The organism is Aequorivita sp. H23M31 (assembly GCF_004022485.1).
In the GTDB taxonomy this organism is placed as follows: Bacteria; Bacteroidota; Bacteroidia; order Flavobacteriales; family Flavobacteriaceae; genus Aequorivita; species Aequorivita ciconiae.
In genome coordinates this window covers 2,986,401-3,005,892 of sequence record NZ_CP034951.1, presented here as the reverse complement: position 1 = coordinate 3,005,892, position 19,492 = coordinate 2,986,401, and the positions used below count along the sequence as shown (strand labels likewise).

Annotated in this window: 15 protein-coding genes and 1 pseudogene; 3 read left to right on the top strand and 13 right to left on the bottom strand. The window is 36.1% G+C overall.

The window, feature by feature from the left end:
• Window positions 1-99 precede the first annotated feature (99 nt).
• Both EI546_RS13195 and EI546_RS13190 read right to left on the bottom strand, forming a co-directional pair.
• Window positions 100-654, bottom strand: coding sequence for a nitroreductase family protein (locus EI546_RS13195; protein ID WP_128250980.1), 555 nt, complete (start codon window positions 652-654; stop codon window positions 100-102).
• Window positions 655-791: 137 nt separating this feature from the next.
• Window positions 792-1,361, bottom strand: coding sequence for a PhnA domain-containing protein (locus tag EI546_RS13190; protein ID WP_128250979.1), 570 nt, complete (start codon window positions 1,359-1,361; stop codon window positions 792-794).
• A 142-nt stretch (window positions 1,362-1,503) separates the two neighbouring features.
• Between EI546_RS13190 and EI546_RS13185 the strand changes: the two genes are divergently transcribed.
• The 3 genes from EI546_RS13185 to EI546_RS13175 all read left to right on the top strand — a co-directional run bounded on the left by EI546_RS13185 (window position 1,504) and on the right by EI546_RS13175 (window position 6,093).
• Complete coding sequence (locus tag EI546_RS13185) at window positions 1,504-3,957, top strand: hypothetical protein (RefSeq protein WP_128250978.1); 2,454 nt, start codon at window positions 1,504-1,506, stop codon at window positions 3,955-3,957.
• 166 nt (window positions 3,958-4,123) lie between these two features.
• Complete coding sequence (locus tag EI546_RS13180; RefSeq protein WP_128250977.1) at window positions 4,124-4,501, top strand: BlaI/MecI/CopY family transcriptional regulator; 378 nt, start codon at window positions 4,124-4,126, stop codon at window positions 4,499-4,501.
• A gap of 62 nt (window positions 4,502-4,563) precedes the next feature.
• Window positions 4,564-6,093 carry a M56 family metallopeptidase gene (locus EI546_RS13175; protein ID WP_128250976.1) on the top strand — a complete coding sequence of 510 codons (1,530 nt, stop codon included), beginning with the start codon at window positions 4,564-4,566 and terminating at the stop codon, window positions 6,091-6,093.
• Window positions 6,094-6,428: 335 nt separating this feature from the next.
• Here EI546_RS13175 and EI546_RS13170 read toward each other — a convergent pair whose 3' ends face one another.
• The 11 genes and pseudogenes from EI546_RS13170 to EI546_RS13125 all read right to left on the bottom strand — a co-directional run bounded on the left by EI546_RS13170 (window position 6,429) and on the right by EI546_RS13125 (window position 19,490).
• A complete protein-coding gene (locus tag EI546_RS13170; protein ID WP_128250975.1) occupies window positions 6,429-8,366 on the bottom strand; it encodes a M1 family metallopeptidase in 1,938 nt (645 codons plus the stop codon).
• Between the two features lie 149 nt (window positions 8,367-8,515).
• Window positions 8,516-9,394 carry a formate/nitrite transporter family protein gene (locus tag EI546_RS13165; protein WP_128250974.1) on the bottom strand — a complete coding sequence of 293 codons (879 nt, stop codon included), beginning with the start codon at window positions 9,392-9,394 and terminating at the stop codon, window positions 8,516-8,518.
• Between the two features lie 524 nt (window positions 9,395-9,918).
• Window positions 9,919-10,974, bottom strand: a complete 1,056-nt coding sequence (locus EI546_RS13160) for a hypothetical protein (RefSeq protein ID WP_128250973.1) — start codon at window positions 10,972-10,974, stop codon at window positions 9,919-9,921.
• Between the two features lie 61 nt (window positions 10,975-11,035).
• Window positions 11,036-12,739 (bottom strand): UvrD-helicase domain-containing protein, encoded by a 1,704-nt coding sequence (locus EI546_RS13155; RefSeq protein ID WP_128250972.1) that lies wholly within the window; start codon window positions 12,737-12,739, stop codon window positions 11,036-11,038.
• 53 nt (window positions 12,740-12,792) lie between these two features.
• The gene (locus EI546_RS13150; protein WP_128250971.1) at window positions 12,793-13,125 is read right to left on the bottom strand and encodes a coiled-coil domain-containing protein; all 333 of its coding nucleotides are present in this window, start codon (window positions 13,123-13,125) and stop codon (window positions 12,793-12,795) included.
• Between the two features lie 33 nt (window positions 13,126-13,158).
• Window positions 13,159-14,031: a type I restriction-modification enzyme R subunit C-terminal domain-containing protein gene (locus EI546_RS13145; protein ID WP_128250970.1), complete on the bottom strand. Its 873-nt coding sequence runs from the start codon at window positions 14,029-14,031 to the stop codon at window positions 13,159-13,161.
• Between the two features lie 452 nt (window positions 14,032-14,483).
• A pseudogene (locus EI546_RS16665) lies at window positions 14,484-15,914 on the bottom strand (DEAD/DEAH box helicase family protein); the annotation flags it as partial.
• 2 nt (window positions 15,915-15,916) lie between these two features.
• Window positions 15,917-17,335, bottom strand: a complete 1,419-nt coding sequence (locus EI546_RS13135) for a KAP family P-loop NTPase fold protein (RefSeq protein WP_128250969.1) — start codon at window positions 17,333-17,335, stop codon at window positions 15,917-15,919.
• Between the two features lie 13 nt (window positions 17,336-17,348).
• The gene (locus tag EI546_RS13130) at window positions 17,349-18,584 is read right to left on the bottom strand and encodes a restriction endonuclease subunit S (RefSeq protein ID WP_164905237.1); all 1,236 of its coding nucleotides are present in this window, start codon (window positions 18,582-18,584) and stop codon (window positions 17,349-17,351) included.
• A complete protein-coding gene (locus EI546_RS16350; RefSeq protein WP_205649739.1) occupies window positions 18,581-18,817 on the bottom strand; it encodes a hypothetical protein in 237 nt (78 codons plus the stop codon). The genes EI546_RS13130 and EI546_RS16350 overlap by 4 nt, the downstream gene beginning before the upstream one ends.
• The gene (locus tag EI546_RS13125; protein ID WP_205649738.1) at window positions 18,810-19,490 is read right to left on the bottom strand and encodes an ORF6N domain-containing protein; all 681 of its coding nucleotides are present in this window, start codon (window positions 19,488-19,490) and stop codon (window positions 18,810-18,812) included. The genes EI546_RS16350 and EI546_RS13125 overlap by 8 nt, the downstream gene beginning before the upstream one ends.
• Window positions 19,491-19,492 lie beyond the last annotated feature (2 nt).

Genomic DNA, 19,492 nt, shown 5'->3' with positions numbered 1-19,492 from the left:
ACGTAAGGGTTTAAAAGAGATAAATTTCTAAAAAAAAGACCCAAATGGCAATTATGTTCCTTTTGGGCCTTTTAGTATATTGATTGAACTATAATCAGCTTAAATCCATTCAGTTTTTTCCTCAATAGGAGATTTCCGTGTGCCCTCAGGAAGTTCACCGTCATATTTGCCCATATAGAAAAATCCCAAACAACGCTCGCCGTCTTCAAGATTTATAAAATCTCCTAAATGTTCCTTCACACCAGGTGAAGACCAATAGCTACCAATTTTCATTTCGGACGCGGTTAGCCACATATTTTGTACAGCGATCGCAGTTGCGGCAATTTCCTCCCACTCTGGCACACTTTCTTTTGGATCTCGTTGCATGCAGATTGCAATCACACATCCCGCTTTTGTGGGATTTTCAATCATCTTCTGATAGCTGCGCTCAGAAAATTTATCAGTAGTGCTTTTATAGGTTTCGGCCATAAACTTGCCCAGAGCTGCCTGCGATATTCCGTGAAAAACCTTGAAACGCCAAGGTTCCGTACGCCTATGGTTTGGCGCCCAATTGGCAGTTTCTAAAATAGTGGATATTTCTTCTTTTGAAATCGTATCCTCATTATATTGAGCTGGAAAAACCGCACGGCGGTTTCGGATAATGTCTTTAATCATGGATATTATTTTGGCTCGTGAAGATACTAAAAGTTGGCTCCTTTAAAAAAAGCCAACTTTAGATTTTTAAAATAGGTTTGAAATGAGATATACTCGGTTGCCTATTTGTCAAGAAATGGAGTAAATAAAATAAAACACTATATCTTTTTCACGAAGTCGGTGATGATCACTATCTGTTGCCCATCGACACGACCTTCGATATATTTTTCATTTTCGTGGTCTAGGGAAATTCTTCGTACCGCTGTTCCCTGTTTGGCAACCATGCTGCTTCCCTTCACTTTTAAATCTTTTATAAGCACAACGGAATCTCCAGCTTCCAGGATTACCCCATTGCTGTCTCTATGGACAAGGACATTTTCGTTTTTTTCTGCAGATCCAGCTTTTGCCCATTGTGCGGTTTCTTCATCCAGATACATCATATCCAGTAAATCCTGGGGCCAGCCTTCAGACTTCAATCGGTTCAACATTCTCCAGGCCATAACCTGGACAGCAGGAACCGTGCTCCACATACTTTCGTTCAAGCAACGCCAATGGTTAGGGTCAGTTTTATCGGAATCCTCAATTTGTTCTTTGCAAACATTGCATATATAAATTGCGGCATCCGCTCCATTCGAGGGAGAATCTGGAATTTGAAAAACCCCAAGATTTTCTGTGCTTCCGCAAAGCTCACATTTGTTGTCGCTTCGCTGTTGTAACTCTTTTTCCATAATGCTTTAACATATTTCGGCAAAGATAGCGGTTTGATTGAAAATACTTCTGGAAAAACAAACCTTAAAATTGCGGAATAAAATTTGAGGCATGAATTTCGTATTTTTATCAATCTCAATGTAAACTTAAACCTCGGAAATTATGAATTCCAAAACTACACTGTCCTCGTTTTTGCCATTGAGCCTAGTCTTTATTCTGATTTCTAGTTTTTCAGGTTTCGGACAAAATAAACAACCAAATTTGGTTTCTTCCTATAAAGAATATACGGAATTGCCTCGTGAAATAGCATACGCCCATCTGAACAAAACCACTTATTTAAAAGGAGAAATATTGGGTTATACTGCGTATATTTTCGATAAAGGAAACCACCAACTCTCGAAGACTGCCACCAATGTTTATTGCACACTTTCGGATGAAAACAATAAAATTGTGAAAAGCGAAATGATTCTGGCCCATAACGGTGTTGCTAGTGGATCATTTCAAATAGACAGTTTGTTTACTTCGGGAAAATACATTTTTAGAGCATATACCAACTGGATGCGGAATTTTGATGAGCAAAATTATTATGTGCAAACCATCCAAATCCTAGATTCCAACACTGAAAACATTCCACAAACTGAAGAAAGAAATTCAACAATTGATGCGCAATTTCTCCCTGAAGGAGGACATTTTGTAACCGATGTGACAAACTCGGTTGGTGTAATTGTAAAAGATAATAAAGGCTTAGGGATTCCCTATATGTCCGCAAAAGTGGTAGATTCAAAAGATAACACACTTACCGATTTTAAGACGAATGGTTTCGGAATTGGAAAATTCATCTTTACACCACAGAGTAACGAAATCTATAATGTGATTTTGGATGGTTCGGTTCAAAAATTTCCTATTAAAAATATTGAGAATGATGGGATAGCAATCACTATGAACGATGTGGATAATAAGGTTGCACTATCCTTTAGAACCAATCAGTCAACATTAAAACAAATAAAAAACCAGAAGTACACCTTGGCAATCCATAACGGAGAAGTTTTAAAAACAGTCGATTTAACCTTTGGAAAATCCCAAGAAGTGGTCAAGGTTATAAATTATGAAGACTTGACTTCGGGCATCAATATTTTTACTCTTTTTAATGAAAACAACAATCCCATTTTAGAACGACTTTTCTTTAAATATGACGGAATTGAATTGTTATCGGCCGAAAATCCTAGCACATCGGCCACTAAAGATTCCCTTACCATTACAATTCCTATTAGTAAGGTCGATAAAAGATTATTCAATAATTTTAGTGTGTCAGTGCTCCCAGAGGAAACAAAATCCTATAATCCCAACAATAATATAATTTCTGAAACATATTTACAGCCCTATATAAAAGGTTATGTGGAAGACGCGGCTTATTATTTTACGGATGTTACCCGGAAAAAGAAATTTGAGCTCGACAATGTGCTCTTGACGCAAGGCTGGAGCAGTTATGACTGGAATACTATTTTCAATCATCCGCCAAAAGCAGATTACGAATATGAAAATGGCATAAGTTTTAGAGCGAATGTCAATAAAAATTCCCGTTCCGAATATATGATGTACGCCACCAGCAATAATGAAATGGAGCTGTTTGATTTAGAAGAAGGTGATAAAGATTTTGGCGCCGTCGGTCTTTATCCAATGGATTCTGAGGTATTAAGATTTAGCAGCGTCAAGAAAAACAACCATATTGAAAGACCTAATCTATACTTGCAATTTTCTCCGTCACGAATTCCCGATCTAAACCAATCAGGTGACATTCCTCCCTTAATCGAAAAAAAAGAAATGGACACTTATTCCGCTCAGAATACTCTGAAACCAAGTTGGGAGAATATGGAGCATTTGGAAGAAGTAGTGATCCAAGGAAATAAAAAACTGTCTCGAGAAGATCAATTGACAAGAACTGCTTTTGGAAAAGTGAAGATTGTAGACGATCAAACCCGAAAGTCTTATGTTTATTTTGCCGACTTTATCAGGAGCCAGGGATTTAAAGTTTTCGAATCAGGGGGTAAATTAGTTATTTACAATCCGCGGCCAGTCTCATTTGGACAGGGTGCTACGATTACCTCACCCGGAACGCTTTCTGGTTCCTCGAACACCTTTGTTAAACAGAAGACTGTAATAGTCTATTTAAATAACGTTCCGCTAAAAAATACCGATTTTTTGTATAAATATACCCTAGATGATATAGATTATATAACTTTTGATAAGTCAGGAACAAGTGAAGGAGGACTGGGAGCAGCAGGAGTAATAAAGATTTATACCGATCCGCTGAAAGCACAAAGCAAGATGGAGAGAAATGTTTCTCAGGATATTAATGTACCCCTGTCTTTCAGTAGTCCAAAGAAGTTTTATGCTCCCGAATATTCGTCATACAACGGTTTCTTCTTTAGAGATTTTGGGGTGATCGATTGGTTTCCAAACCTGAAGGTTACAGAAAATGGAACCTTAAATTTTACAATTGCACGGCCCAAAATAAATAACATCTCAGTTTTCATTGAAGGAACGGCAAATGACGGGAGTTTTATTTCAGAAAGGAAAAATATTTCTATAGAACAACCGGATAAGTCCACACCATAAATAAAAATTCTTTCAAAAATAATATGTTTCTGAGAAATCCTTTTTCCGAAGCACCTACCCTAAATTCAATAATCGAACGAAACATTTTTCAAAAAAAAGTTTGCTCTATGTTTGTAGAATAAGAATATTCATTCTACGTTTGTAGAAATAATTTCAATCTTTAAAAATGACACTCTCAAACGCCGAAGAACAATTAATGCAATTCCTCTGGAAAAAGGAACGCGCTCTAATGAAAGATTTAGTTGAAGCCTATCCTGAACCAAGACCCGCCACAACTACCGTTGCCACTCTTTTAAAACGGATGCAAGACAAGAAATTTGTCGATTACAAACAACTTGGGCGTTCCCGTGAGTACTTTCCATTGGTAAAAAAGAGAGATTACTTTTCAAAGCACGTCAATGGATTGATCAAAAATTTCTTCAATAACAGTCCTTCCCAATTTGCTTCATTTTTCACCGAAGAAACCAATCTTTCCAAAAAAGAGTTGGAGGAATTGAAAGCTATCATCGATTCAGAAATCAATAAGAAAAATCCTTTAAAATAGGTCATTTTAAAAACCTTAATAAAATTAGATCTTCAAACAATATAATATCAACACCTGATTAAATGATTATGGAACTATATCTTCTGAAGTCTACCGTCATTCTTGCCATTCTTTACGTCTTTTACAAGCTTGTTCTGGAAAACACCTCGATCCACAATTTTAAACGATTTTATTTACTTGGAAGTTTAGTTACTTCCTTCGTTATTCCATTTATAACCTTTACAAGTTATGGGCAAGTTTCGGCCTTTCAGACAATTTACACGGAAGGAATTCCGAAGTTGACCGTTGATAAAACCATTGAAACTATAAATTATTGGCCACTTGTTCTTTGGACAATCTACGGATTGGGAGTCTTATTTTTTAGTGTGAAATTTCTCAGAAATCTTTTCACTATAATTCAACAAATTCGGAAGAATCCAAAACGTCAGGATAGAAGTTTTACAAATATTCTTTTAAAAGAAAATGTTATTCCACATACTTTTTTTAGCTATATATTTCTAAACAAGGAGAAGTTTGAATCGGGCAATATTCCTGCTGAAGTCCTGCTTCACGAAGAAGCTCATGCAAGACAAAGACATAGTTTAGATATTATTCTGATTGAGCTTTTGAAAATCATATTCTGGTTCAATCCACTATTTTATTTCTTAAAAAGAAGCATCAAACTCAACCACGAATTTCTCGCCGATGAAGCGGTCTTGAAAAACGGTTTTGAAACCTCGGCTTATCAAAAATTATTATTAGCATTCATAAATCCCAATAACCAAAGCCATACTATAACGCCACGGCTGGCACATTCAATCAATTACTCACCCATGAAAAAACGATTTTTAATTATGAAAACAAACACTTCCCGCCGCAGTATTTTATTCAGAAGCCTATTGATTTTACCGCTCCTGTCATTCCTGATCTATGGATTCGGTTCTACGGAAACTATTAAAACAGGCCATGAAAACAGTTATGTTTCAACAAATGATCTCATCGAGGATATTCAGATAGAAATTGATGAAAACTCCAAAATTTACTTGAATGGCAAACGCGTCGCCCTTTCCAATTTAAAAAATGAGTTAAACAAACTGAACAAAAGTTTAACAGTAGAAGAAAAACAAAAATACCTCTCAGCGCGCATTGAACTTGAAAATGAAAACAACCTTAATATAGCTAAAGAGATAGAGAACATATTACATTCTTGTAATGTAAGAAGCATGAGTGTTGGGATTTTAAAAAATGAAAGAGATGCTGGTCTAAAGCATATACGTCAAATAAACCCAATGGCCGGTAAGACCGTTGAGGAGGCCGAAGGATTATATCAGCAGTATTTAATAGACGTCGAAAATTTTACAAAGGCTAACGCCAATGCGGAAAAGGATGAAAATAATCCATGGTCAATTGAAGTTCAAAAGAACGAAGATAGTCCACGGACAATCGAAGTCCAAAAGGATGAAAACAACCCATGGTCGATTGAAGTTCAAGAGGACGGAGATAATCCACAGTCAATCGAAGTTCAAAAAGACGAAAGTAATCCCTGGTCTATTAAGGTTCAAAAAGATGCCGCGAGTAAAGATATAATCGACGAATGGAGGAAACAGGAATAAACTAAATTTGGAGAAAAACACTTAAATCCCAATAGGGAAGCAATTTCGACACATAAAATCATTTTAGCCAATTCATAAAAAATGCTTCAAAAGCTTTAAACTTCGGAAGCATTTTTTTTCTGAAAGAAGAACAATGAATTAAACAAATCCCAATTTATTTCTTTCAAAGATCAGTTACCACAAGTGGGCTGTCCCAAAACTTATTTTCAATACTTATTCAAGCGCATCAAGAACCGTTAATTGCTGATAATGAATAAGGTCTCGACTGCGCTCGACCGGACAAAAAGTTAACAGGCAGTTTTGATACAGTTTCTTTAAGTGTATAAATCCGTACGCTACAGCTTATTCCAAGTATCGTTCAAAATATTTACGTCTGGCACAATTTTGTTGGGATCGAATACCACGCGCTTAACTTCCTTGGTCGTTTTTAAAAGATGTGTCCAACTATTTCCTCGCTGCCAAATTTCTACAGGAAGTTTGACCGACTCAGTAGAATCGTCAGAATAAATAACCTGAAGTTCCACAGGCATCGGGATCTGTCCATTATTTTCCACGGTAATTAGATATCCCCCATTGGTATAAGGCTTAACGGAACTAATTCCAATATCAATATTTCCATTTCCATAAAACCATCCTTTCCAGAACCAATCCAAATCCTCACCGGCGGCACTTTCTATATGGTTGAAAAAATCATTGGGTTGTGGATGTTTGTACGCCCAGGTTTTGATATAACTTTTAAAAGCATAGTCAAATCTTTCGTGACCCAAAATATATTCACGAAGTAAATAAAGACCTGCAAAAGGTTTATAATATGCGGTATAAGCCAAGTTACGAGCACCTGCAACTTCAGGAGAAGTGTCAATTCCCTCACGAGTATCAGATTTTAAATAAGGAATTAAATTTCGTGGACCTTCCATTCTCGTATCGTATTCGCCATTATTGAACGAAACGGTACTATAATGGTTGATAAAAGTATTCAACCCTTCATCCATCCACGGATACCTGCGCTCGTTGCTTCCAACAATCATCGGGAACCAGTTATGCCCAAATTCGTGATCGGTAACTCCCCAAAGACTGGATGCGGTACTCTTGTATCCGCAAAAACTTACTCCAGGATATTCCATTCCTCCCACATTGGCCGCCACGTTTATAGCATTATGGTACGGATAAGTGTAATAGGTATTTGAATAAAATTCAACTGCGGCCTTGGTATATTCCGTCGAACGGTTCCAAGCGTTTTTTCCGTCACTTTCTTTTGGATAAACTGATTGTGCCAATCCTGACTTCCCATCACCTAGATTCATTTTTGCAGCATCCCAAATAAAGGCTTGAGAAGAAGCCCAAGCCACATCGCGCGTGTTTTCCATTTTAAAATGCCAGGTAAGCATCCCACTATTCTTAACGTGTGCCGATGGCTTACCAACTTCGCTTGGTTTAATTACATAAACGGTTTTATCGCTTTTCTCAGCTTCGGCCCAACGTTCTTGTTGGGTTTTGGTTAGCACTTCCTTTGGATTTTGTAGAACACCAGAACAAACCACGGTATGGTTTGCAGGAGCGGTAATCTTGACATCAAAATTTCCATATTCGCAATAAAATTCACCTGCACCCAAATATGGTTCGGTATTCCAGCCGACCACATCATCAAAAACGGCAACCCGCGGATACCACTGTGCAATGGCATAAATGGTTCCATCCTTAATATCCAAACGGCCCATTCGATCCATTCCGTGTACGGGTACCTTAAATTTAAAACTCATTTCTATCGTTACCTCTCCCCCTTTGGCAGCAAGTGGCTGATCAAGAAAAACCTGCATTCTAGTATCATCGATTAAATATTTGGATGAAGTTCCCGTCTTTGTTTTTGCCGAAACCGCGGATAGTTCAAATCCTCCTTCAATATCTCCACTATACCGATTTCCTTGAACCGGTGTGGTAAGAGTACCCCGAGAGTTTTCCGTAAAACGGTTCTGCTCTACATATAACCAAATAAAATCGAGGGATTCGGGGCTATTGTTGGTATAATGAATGATAACATTTCCCGTAACTGTGTGCGATTTCTCGTCCAAAGTAGCATCCAGAACGTAGTCGGCGCTATTTTGCCAATATTCAGGACCTGGTTTTCCTGAAGCGGTCCGGTAAACATTTCCTTGACGATAGGTGAACTGATCGAACAAATGCTGATTTCCATAATCGACTTCCTGTGCGAAAATTGATAAAGAAAAAACAGAGACTAAAAGAGTTAGAAATAGGCTGCTTTTAAAATAATTCATTGCTTAAAATTTTTAAATAAGAAGAGCTAGCGAAGATAATGATTTAAGAGGGAAAAATCTTTGGTCAGTATACTTTCATGACCTTTTAAATTCCCATTTTTACAGATATAAAAAAGTACAAAAAGGTTATTATGTATGCCTAAAAGCAATTACGGTAATAATTTTTCTTCTTGTTTTTTCTTTTCATCCGTGAAATGTGATTCGAAAATGCGGTACTTAAAAAGTCCGACAACTATAGCTCCTCCAATTCCATTACCTGCCAGGGCCAGAAAGAGAAACCAAAGATAATCGAGAAAAGTAATTTGATCGGAATTTATTAAGCCTCCAAATACTTCCAAATTACCTACAATGCTGTGATGAAACCCGCCAAATCCGATAACTCCCGTAATAAGATAAATAAGCAACAGTCGGGTAAGGGAGTTGATTGTGCTATTTAATAGCCACGTTAATAAGCCCATAAGCCAACCCGCTGTAATTGCGCTTAAAAGAAGAACCCACCATTGATAATCCAAAACGTGTACTGCCACTTTCACCATAGTATCCTCATCAAACAGATGCATATGCGGACCTAGTTTGGATATAAAATAGACGAAAAACATTCCGCCCAAAACATTACCGAAAATCACCAGTCCCCAAACTCTCAGAAGTTCCCCAATGCTTCGCTGTCCGTTTAGAACGGGCAGCGCCAAAACCGAGGTCTGTTCCGTAAATAAAGCGGACTTTCCTAAGATTACAAGAATAAAACCCACAGGATAGACTAGGCTAAATAGTTTTAATACTATTTGCTCATCAAGTTTCCCACCTAACGAAAAATAAACGGCACACACCAATAGATAACTGAAACCAATTTCAAGTCCGGCAATGACACCGCTAAGGAACATGGCCCGATTATGGATTTTAAATAGTTCCTCTCCCTCGTGAATAACGCGGCTTAAAATATCACCATATTTTGAGCCTCCTTTGATCTCATTGGATTTCTTTTCCAGATCTTTTTGAAAATCCTCTTGTTCTTTCTCCTCTTCTTTCATAGGAATATGCGCATCAATAATTTATTAGATGAAAATGGTCTATTGAGAAATTAGGATGAAAACTTAATTCCATTCTCCTTCTGAATTGGTTTAGGAAATGTGATAAGTATTTTTCATTCCGAAATTTGAAGATACAATTTTTAGACTTATTGCTTTTCTCGGAACTTAAGAAATTTGACAGGAATGGAAACATTTGAAATCGCTCCAGAAAAGGAACAAAAAAAGCCTCTCCACTTCGGCTCCGCATTTCGACTGGCTCAATGACCACTCAGTGCGGGCTTCAGGAAAAGCTTCTCATCGGCAATCCCTTAAGGGATTTAACCACATCCCGAAGTTAATTCGGGACAACACAACTTCATTATTCTTTCTAGGACGAAAGAGATTCCCACCTTCGTGGGAATATGCGGTCTGGACGAGACTCGAACTCTCCACTTTACTTGGTTAATAATTAAATGTTTACAGTGTTTGAAATATTTTAGGGTTCCGAATATGCATCAATTACACATTTTTAAAGATAGGAAATATTATATGGCATTATATCTGTCAAAATAATTTATCGGAAACTTTTGCGTGTCAAATTTTAGAAAAGGTGTTCTATTATCAGCTACAAAATTTAATAATTCACAATATTCCATTCTCCTTTTTATGGTCATTTTTTCGATAAATTTTGGAGAAACAACAACATTTTCAGCACCATCGAATAAGAAAAAGCTCAAAAATTTTTGCTGCTGAATTTCATATTTCATAGATTCTAATTCATCTAAAAACTGACATCCTAATTTATCATCTGGAAAAGCTCCTAATATTACAATTGTTCTATCTGAAAAGGGTAATACAGTTGTTAAAATACTCGTTTGTAATTCGCTAAATGGATTCATCTGAATTTTTTTTCCAGAAGGTAAATGATGCGGTGTTATATATGCAGAACATCCCACAGATACTGTGTATGAATATTCTAGTGCAAAATATTCCAGATCTGAAAACTTCTTATTAATAAGCCACTCGTCAATTTGAATTTTAGGTTTCTTAAAATCATTTAGCGCTGCTGCTACACCTATCTTCAATTCTTCAATTGCGCGCACTGAATAAATTTTTTGAAGAAGCTCCAGAATTTCTGGATCCTCAGAATTATAAAGTTTCCATTGCTCAAATTTTCTATGAAATGAAATTGCGAATGACCTGTAGGAATGTAAAAATAAATGTTCATCATTATCGATGTCTGTTATTTCAGGCTCATTTTCAATTGCCTTAAATAATTCTGTATCGTGAAAGGAGCAGAATCCATCAAAAGTGGTAGCGGATTTTCGCCCAGTTTTTTTTAAATCCAAAAAATCATATTGAACGTTATGCTCGCGTTCGGTGTGAATATACAAATATTTATTGCCGCGATCATCCTTCTCAAGAATTCTCAGGGAACCCTGTCTTTGAAGACTATGAGCACTCTTAATGGGCAATATGCATTCACTTTTATTCGGATGAAAGCAATCCTTAATATTTGCTATAGACCGAATTTTACTCAATGCTTTATTAAATTGCTTTTGCAATTCAATCATTTCTTGGTTGAGGCCAGATTCTTCCATACCAATCTAGTTTATAAACAAATTATCTAAGATAAAATGATCTAATCTGTCTAGATAAATTCTAAGTTCCATTTTCAAAAAGGTCATCAAATAAACTACCCTCATCAATAATTTCATTAAGCTTAGGGGATTTTACTAAATAAAGTTCTTCTTTAGCTCTCGTAACCGCCACATATTTTAAATTAATTTCCTGAACCACTTCCCAGTCTTTTTGTTCCGGTCTAGTTAATGGCAAATCCGTATAATTAATGATAAAGACACGCTTTTCTTCTAATCCCTTTGCGCTATGGATGGTTGATATAACGATAGGATTATTTTTCTCGGTAACGTATTCGTTAATCTTTTTGAAAATGTCTTCGAGAGTTTCACATTCTTCTTGCCAAATTTCATATCTCTTTTGTAAGAAATTCAACTTACTCTCAAGTAAACTTAGCTCTGTTTCTATATAAAATCTTCGCTCATCCGCATCGAAAATTCGCTCGGCTTCCTTTTTTAAAACCCATTCTCTTCTAGAGGAAACTGCATCTTTTAGCTTTTCAAATCCTCCGAACTGAATCTCAATGAGTTTAAAGAGCTCCTCCTTTTTAAATAGTCGCCGAAGTTGATCGATTAAATCTTTCGCAATATCAGGATGAATCTTAACTCTTCTTTCCTTTTCTATAAAATCAAATACTAGCAATAATAGTGGAGCTTTTGTTCTGCAAATAATTAAATCATTTGGTAGAGCCATATCAACGACCTCATCCAGTCTAATTCCCTGAACAATACCGTCAACCTCCTTTTTTCCGACAATATCTTCTCGTATTGTTTTAGCAATTTCAATCACATTAGGAGGGCAACGAAAACACAAAGTGAGAGGGAGATTGGAAGCATTCGTATATTTTTTAATATTTCCGAAAGAATTGATATCGGCACCCGTAAAGCCATAAATCGATTGTCTAGGATCTCCCACGGATAAAATTCTTCCTCCGCGTTTTCCATATTTCAGTGCGATCCCAAGTTGCGAAAATGATAAGTCTTGGCACTCATCAACAAATACGAAACCGTATTTCTTATTGGGGTATAACTTCCATACATAAGGAAGGTACAACATATCAGAAAAGTCAATTATCATTAAACGTCTTGACAATGAATTCCCTGCCTCCAGAAGAATCCGGTGGCTCTCCAAGTAGCACTCCAACTCTTCATCAAAATATTTGCTTTTTGATTGCACCTCATTAAAAATACCATAATGAAGAATCATATTTTTAAATTCCGCGAAGCTATCTTTACATAATGTTAGTCTATACTTTTGATTAATATCAAGAAGTCTTTCAGAAAAAGTTCTACTAAGATTTTCAATTTGGTATGATTGTCTGTCGCCATATTCATCAAATTCATATCCGTAAAATTTTATAATCTTCTTTAAATACGGCCTTATTTGATCTTGTATCTCCGCCGAATTTAAAAGATTACGATATTTATCGTCCCTTTTTTCAATTAACCGACCACTAGAATTTTTACTCTTTAGAATTTGATATCCCAAAGCGTGCATTGTCATCGTAGTAACCTCCTGCATTCCTTTCTGATTAAACTTGTCAGCAATTTCGGAAGCAATACTTTTATTAAAAGCACAGAAAAGCACATCAGATTTATCTGGAACATATTTAGCACATTCCATAATGGTTGTTGTTTTACCAGCTCCCGCAACAGCATCTATGATACCGTGCCCTACACCACTTTGAACGAATTCGAAGATTTTCTCTTGTTCTTGCGTAAAATCCATTTTAGAATATCATTATGCGGAAACTTCCGTTAACCTATATTAATCAAGAAAGATTAGAATTCTGCTTGCAATGCTTGAAAAGTATTCCTAACGTTCCTGAATTTTCCTTGAACATCATAAACACTTATTTCGCCATCTTCCCATTGTAAATAATCAATTGCACCTTTTAAAATAGATAGTTTTCTATCAAGGTTATCTGAATGCTCTTCCAAATTGGAAATCTTTTCCTGCGCATCTTGTAAATCACTATTGCATCCAGCTAGCTCGGCTTGTAAATCATCAACTTCTGAATGCAAGGTTTGTATTTGATTTTTGAGTTCCTTAATCTTTCCATCATTACAACTAGTCAATCCCCAGAAAAGAAGAATGAAAATAAAATATCTCATAATAATCTTTAAATAATTAAACATAATCATCCACTATCCCGAAGCTCTTGTATATAACTGCTGCTGAAACCCAATAAAGGCATTTCTTATTTCAGAAATACTTCCAAGTTTAGACTTGGCATCGGCAATAGCGTGATATTTTAGTATTAGCAAATCACTCAATTTACTATCGTCAAGTTCCTCAACGCCGGATTGCACGTATTGTTTCAATACAAAATTCAAGAACTCCTGTTGCTCGGGGCTGTAATCGTTTAGATAAATTTTTGCTCTCTCTGCTCTGCTTATTCTAGGCGTCAGGTTTTTACTATATGCAATAAAAGCCAATACGTCGAAGAGGTCACTATCTTCTCCTTGTACCAATCTGCGCAAATCTTCTAATTGAGCAGGTGTGTAGCCCTTTTCTGAGAGTTCTTCAAGTAGCTTTCTTCGGGTACTTGGGAGACTCCAGATCTCTCGTAACTGGTCCTCACTTGTAAATAGTTCAGGGATATCACCAAATAGACTTTTTATAAATTCTTCTGCTGAGATAGGTTTGCCATCGGAATTCCAAAAGGAGGTTTTAATCATCGAGTCTATTTCCAAGGCTTTCTTTTCTGATAGCCTTATTTTAATAAGTGCTCTAGGAGGCTCTTCACAGACACAGGGATCATTTTCGCATTTATAGCAAAGTGGTTCCGGTTCTTTTACACAGATACAGGGTTTCTCTCCGCACTCTTTACATTTTCCTCCGTTTCCACCTCCTGAAGGTTCTGCTGGGTCTAAGGGTTCACCATCCCATTCCGGGTCTTGGAAGTGTTTATGGGCTTTCACAAAATCGTATATAGTGAAGTAATCCTTACTATCAAATAATCTCGTGCCACGTCCTACAATTTGCTTAAACTCAATCATTGAATTTATTGGGCGCATTAAAACAATATTTCTTATTTCGGGGCATCGACTCCTGTGCTTAGCTTTTGAGAAGTAGTAAGAATGGTGGGAATACTCTTTTCGTTATTCTGAAAGTCCCGTAGATGCATTTCTCCAATTTTACCATCATCAGCGGTTACTCTATGACAATAGTTTGGGTTCTTGCTTATGGCATATTGATTTATTAAATCTCTAACTGCGGCGGCGTGTATTTGGGTAGCACAGAATACCAAAGTTTTTTGGGTTTGGTTAATGCTATCCATAAAAAGCTTTACACGATAGGCTTCCCGTTCTTTTATTTCAATGATTCTATTAAAATCTGATTCTGTATAAACTCTGCCGTCCTCAATATCTCCAGATTCAATATCGTCATCGGAGGTATAGGTATATTCATCTAAGGTGGTGCTGATTTCCTTGACTTTAAATGGCGTAAGGAAACCATCGTTTATCCCTTCTTTTAAGGAATAGATATAAATGGGTTCTCCAAAATATTTATAGGTATCTCCATTAATATCCCGTTTTGGTGTAGCTGTTAATCCCAACTGAACTGCTGGACTGAAATATTCCAGAATAGCACGCCAAGAACTTTCATCCTTATTTCCGCCACGGTGACATTCGTCTATTATTATTAAGTCAAAAAAATCGGGTGGATATTCGCCAAAATATGCTTCGACAGGCTCAGCAACCTTTGAGTCTTTTCCACTTGATAATTTTTTCAATAATTGAATATCATTTTGAATTAGAGCCATTTTCTTTGCTCGGCTCCAATTTTGAATTTGTTTTTCTCGCGCAAATGCCTCATCAATTCTGTCAAACATTTCATAATACACTAGTTTAACTGGCAAATGCAATTTTGTATGATCACCGCCGTCACCATTTTTATGTTCAATCAATCTTTTAGTAAGGTTCTTGGTGCTTCCAGTATAGAAACTACTATCTGCACATTGCAAAATATACATATACCCGTATGCGTCATCAATTTTTAGGATTTCATCAAATTTGATTTTATTATCGGTTGATGAGCCTGTCAATCCGGTTGGTGAGCTTGTCGAACCACCACTCATAAAGGTCTGAAATATGGTAAAGAAGATATTTCCATTTTTAGGAACGCGTTTCATCTTACTTATTTCTGAAGGAGCAATCCGAACCAATGCATCTTCTTCAAAAGCATTGAAGGAATTGAATGCTTGATCTGCCAATATGTTTCTATCTGCTAAAAATAATATTCGTGGTCTTCTGCTGCCGTCACGTCTTAGGTTCCATTTGGCGTGAAATAATTTCCAAGCTATTTGAAATGCAATAGCGGTTTTTCCCGTTCCCGTTGCCAGCGTTAATAAGATACGGTCTTTCTTTTCTGCAATGGCTTCTAATGACTTTGTAATGGCATTTTCCTGGTAATAGCGAGGTTGCCAAGTACCACTTCTATCTTCAAATGGAATAGAAAACAGACGTTCTTTCCAATCCGCTATTTCAACTTTGTATTCTTCTTTTGGAATAGGGAAGGTCATTTCCCATAATTCATCTGGTGTAGGGAATTTCGAGACGTCACCTTCTGTGGCTTCGTCCATATCTACACCGTAGATTTTTAACCCATTTGTAGCGTAGGCGTAACGGATTTTAAGGCGTTCCGCATAATCTTTGGCCTGACCTAAACCATCTGTGTAATATAAACCACGTTTTTTGGCTTCAACAACCCCAATCCTTCTGTTTTTATATTCCAAAACATAATCGGCAAAAATGGGTTTCGCACGTTTTCCGTGACCTATCAAACGGCCTTTGGTTATAGGAAATTCTAAACGCAAACGAGAACCTTCAACAATACCCCAACCTGCTTCTTGTAAAGCGGGGGTTATTAAATCGTGTTTTGTTTGGGCTTCGTTCATTATTAGCGGAGGTTTTCGACTAAGCTATATCTTTTTTGTATGAAAGCAAGATCAATATTTTTTGTCTGAGAATGGGACGGAGGAAATGACGCCAAACTAGCTAAATGATTTCTTTCATTTTCCAATCTGGATTTTACTACAAGTTTTAATGATTTATTGGATTTATCCAATTCAACAATATTTTCTTTGGTTTTTTTTAATCTTAACAGCTGCTTGTGATATCTATTTAAAAAAGAGGCATATAAAATTAATCTTGTACCACGATGTTCTGGATCTTTAAATGATTCAAAAATAGGGTCCATCACATCTACTAATTCTTGTAGAGTATATTCCGAATTTTCAATTTTATTATATATTTCTGGATACCTATCATATATATATGACAATAGAACGACAATATCGGTAAGTATATATTGATCTTCTGAAAACGTATTAAGGGTAAGTCTGATACGAGCAAAGTTTTTTTCTATTTGTGTTAAAGTAAAATTTTCATCTGCGAACAATATTATTGCATTGTTTTGAAGAACATCAATGTCACTATGAAATTCTACTCGGGCTCGACGAGCGTTTGAGTTAATGAATAAATTGAATTCAAAATAATTATATAGATACTTAATGAATAAACGTCTATCTGGGGTAGGCAGATTATATTCTAAATCTATGAAACGTCTTAAATATTCTTCACTATCAATTTGCTCACTACCATACACTCCTCGTATTGCGTGACCAAGTTGCACTTTATCAATTGAAAGAACAAATACGATTCCTTCCACTGAAAATAAATGCTTTACATTTTCTAAAACTGAAACCGCATAATTTGGTCTGCACCTATCTAACTCATCAATAATAAAAATCACAGGTTTTCCCTTATTTACCTGTGCAACATACTTTTTTAAATTATTTCGAAAATCAATTAATCCTTTTTTGGCATCCGTAAACGACTCTATCTGTTTTTTTAATTCGCCGGTTGTAAGTTCCGTTATAACTTCGACCAATTCTCCAACAACCTTATCCCCCACAACTTTTGACACAAGACCTTTTGTAATTATAGGAGTGGTCTTGTTTAATAAAATCGCACCGCTTTTGACCAAGGAATTAAAATTCCGCTTCCCCTTATCTTGAAGTTCTTTTAATTCAGCTAGCAAGGCCACCATTACTTCAGTCTGAAAATCATTTTCCCAAGCATTAAAATAGAGAGTTTGGAAGTCTTCATTTTTTAGCTGTTGCTTCCACATTTCTACAAAAGTGGTTTTACCCGATCCCCATTTGTTATTAATCGCCATTACAAAACCATCAGAGTATGTATTTACAATAGTAGTAAGAGCATCGGCGTATTCTTTACGATCCAATTTGCAGTTCATAAAAGGATCCCCTTCTTCTTTGGTTTTAGGAATATATGGAGGGATTAGCTTTAATTTCATAATTTATTCTCTTCTAGTAACGTTCTTCCGGCTCCGCAGCTAATTGTAAACTTTCAACCATTTTATTTGTCAACTTTCCCGCAAAGGCTTTTTGGAGAATGGATTTTTTGAGTTCTTCTAGTGAATTTATCTTCATTTGATAAGCGTAAATAATTTGCGTTACGTTATCATTCAAGCTATCTATTATTATTTCAATTGATTTTTGTCTATCAAGCGTTGTCATCGGAATTGGGAATGCTCGCAACTTTCCAAGACCTATAAATCCCTGTGCACTCCCGCTAGAATTATCAGAAACATAGTTTCTTGCAATTGGACTTTTTAAAAAATATAGTAAGTATTTACTTCTGTAATTCTCGCTTGATTTTATTAGTCCAACATTTTTAATACTAAAAGTCCTACCATCATCCACAATACAAACCATACCCCTATTCGCCCCAATCATAGAAAACAATAAATCATTTTCAGTAACATTTGACCTTCTATAAAAATTTTCGTGATCATCTAAGCTAATAAATTTATTGTCTACAAAAGATAATCCATCTTCAAGAATATTCTTTTGTGTTACAAAAGGGATTCCATTGTCTTCACTCACATATTTAGGTGAATCGTGTGTTCCATCCTTCACTTCACATATTTCATTCAGCAAACATATTTCCCATCCCTCACCACGTTGGCTAAAGATTTCGTTCAATTTAGATTGAAAGAGTTCCTGAGCATTGGCAATATTCTTTTCAATATTGGCGATGGCTTGGTCTATGGCTTCAAAAGCTTCGTCTAATATGGCTACTATTTGTTGTTGTTCTTGGAGAGGAATAAGAGGGATTAATGTGTTCCTAATCTTAGCTTGTGATATATTTGGCTGAGCGTTCCCAACAGCTTGAGAAATTAATTCATCCTTAAAGCTTAAGAAAAAGTAATATAAAAATTCAGTTGCAAAATTTTCACTTGGCAAAACACCACAAACCGCTTGATTGGTAGATGACTCAAAATTTAAAATGCCAACCTGACCAGCAGTTGCACCATACATTGCGATTAAAACAGTTCCCGTAGGAAATAATTTAGCAGATGAGTTATTCAACCCTTTTTCAGTTATTTTTATTTCAGAATCAATAATGTTTCGGTTATTTACTTCACCACTTCTTAACCAAGGAATAGTGCCATTTTCATAATATTCCTTTTTGCTTTTTAAAGGAGTTCCACCAGCACCTGTGTTACATACAGTTCCTAATTTCACATATTTCCAACTCATATCAACTCTTTTATAGATTTTAAAACCGTTACAGAATCGGTTTCCATTTTTGAAAACGCAAACCATTTTTTGCCCAAGTCCTTTAAAGAAGCGCCAATATGATATACTTCTTTTTGGTCCAAAATTAAAAAACGATCGTGGGCTTTGGCAAAGGCCACTGCTTTAAAACTGGAATATTGGGCATTGGCTTTGTCTATATCCAGTTGCAAGGTTTTATTTATTGTTTTACTCAAAATGTAAACGTTTACTTCTTTTTTCCTTTTTGGTTAATTGCGTAATAACACTGTCATCCACATAATTATCAATTAACACGATAGAGGTTTCTGCTTTTTTAATAAGTTTATTTACAAAGCTATATGCATCAAAGACTTGTCCGTCAAAAAACACACCTTGTTTGCTCGTTAAAGTTGGTGCTTCCAAGGCTTTAAAAACTTGCTCAAATTTACTGTTGGTTTCCAGTTTATGGAGTGTAAAGTCTTCAGATAATTGCAGCAATTGTTGGTGGTTGCTTATTGTTTTGCGCATTTGTATAAAAGCGTTTATTATTTGTATGCTCACCGCAATTGCTATATCGCTTCTTAATACTGCCGATAACATACTAACACCTTGTTCGGTAAAAACATAAGGCAGTGTTCTTCTTTTTGCGGTCGCAATTTGCGACTGCAAATCAATCGTTTTATCTGTAGTCGCAAATTGCGACTGCAAATTCTCCCATTCTGTTGTAGAAAGTTGAAACATAAAAGAAGAAGGAAAACGCTTATCGTTTCTTTTTACCTGTTCATTTAGCCTTTTGGTTTCCACATTATATAGTTCTGCCAAATGATAATCTAACATTACCTGTTCGCCACGGCAAGTGAAAATTCTATTTTCTATTAAAACAGGAGCTATTTCATTTTTATCACTCATAG

Bases quoted from the DNA above. Each gene is read 5' to 3' on its own strand.
- EI546_RS13175 (WP_128250976.1), top strand. From the start codon at position 4,564: ATGATTATGGAACTATATCTTCTGAAGTCTACCGTCATTCTTGCCATT.
- EI546_RS13180 (WP_128250977.1), top strand. From the start codon at position 4,124: ATGACACTCTCAAACGCCGAAGAACAATTAATGCAATTCCTCTGGAAA.
- EI546_RS13170 (WP_128250975.1), bottom strand. From the start codon at position 8,366: ATGAATTATTTTAAAAGCAGCCTATTTCTAACTCTTTTAGTCTCTGTT.
- EI546_RS13195 (WP_128250980.1), bottom strand. From the start codon at position 654: ATGATTAAAGACATTATCCGAAACCGCCGTGCGGTTTTTCCAGCTCAA.
- EI546_RS13185 (WP_128250978.1), top strand. From the start codon at position 1,504: ATGAATTCCAAAACTACACTGTCCTCGTTTTTGCCATTGAGCCTAGTC.
- EI546_RS13135 (WP_128250969.1), bottom strand. From the start codon at position 17,335: ATGAAATTAAAGCTAATCCCTCCATATATTCCTAAAACCAAAGAAGAA.
- EI546_RS13145 (WP_128250970.1), bottom strand. From the start codon at position 14,031: ATGCGCCCAATAAATTCAATGATTGAGTTTAAGCAAATTGTAGGACGT.
- EI546_RS13155 (WP_128250972.1), bottom strand. From the start codon at position 12,739: ATGGATTTTACGCAAGAACAAGAGAAAATCTTCGAATTCGTTCAAAGT.
- EI546_RS13165 (WP_128250974.1), bottom strand. From the start codon at position 9,394: ATGAAAGAAGAGGAGAAAGAACAAGAGGATTTTCAAAAAGATCTGGAA.
- EI546_RS13190 (WP_128250979.1), bottom strand. From the start codon at position 1,361: ATGGAAAAAGAGTTACAACAGCGAAGCGACAACAAATGTGAGCTTTGC.
- EI546_RS13125 (WP_205649738.1), bottom strand. From the start codon at position 19,490: ATGAGTGATAAAAATGAAATAGCTCCTGTTTTAATAGAAAATAGAATT.
- EI546_RS13160 (WP_128250973.1), bottom strand. From the start codon at position 10,974: ATGGAAGAATCTGGCCTCAACCAAGAAATGATTGAATTGCAAAAGCAA.
- EI546_RS13130 (WP_164905237.1), bottom strand. From the start codon at position 18,584: ATGAGTTGGAAATATGTGAAATTAGGAACTGTATGTAACACAGGTGCT.
- EI546_RS13150 (WP_128250971.1), bottom strand. From the start codon at position 13,125: ATGAGATATTTTATTTTCATTCTTCTTTTCTGGGGATTGACTAGTTGT.